This is a genomic window from Lyngbya sp. CCY1209 (genome assembly GCF_055795065.1).
On sequence record NZ_JAYFER010000005.1, the window covers coordinates 1 to 362 of the forward strand.

Annotated in this window: 1 protein-coding gene; it reads left to right on the forward strand. The window is 50.8% G+C overall.

The genetic code is table 11. The features are described from left to right. Window positions 1-362, forward strand: a 362-nt coding sequence (locus AC0QHF_RS00040) for a CHAT domain-containing protein (protein ID WP_324702154.1), incomplete at both ends; no start/stop codon positions are given.

Here is a 362-nt window from a genome sequence, read left to right on the forward strand (position 1 = left end):
TTTTCTCTGATTGACGAAGGGGGAAATTGGCAAAACGGCTATTTGCGGTTGAACGATATTTTCAACTTGAATTTGCCCGCCGAATTGGTGGTGTTGAGCGCCTGTCAGACCGCTTTGGGGCGGGATTTGAAAGGGGAAGGAATGGTGGGAATTACCCGGGGTTTCATGTACGCCGGTGCCCCGAGGTTGGTGGCTTCCCTGTGGTTCGTGGATGACGAGGGAACGTCCGTTTTGATGTCGAAGTTTTACCAAAAGATACTGTCCGAAAATTTGTCGCCCGTAGAAGCGATGCGATCGGCGCAGTTGGAAATGTTGGCGAGTTCGGAGTACAATTCCCCCTATTATTGGGCGGGATTTACCTT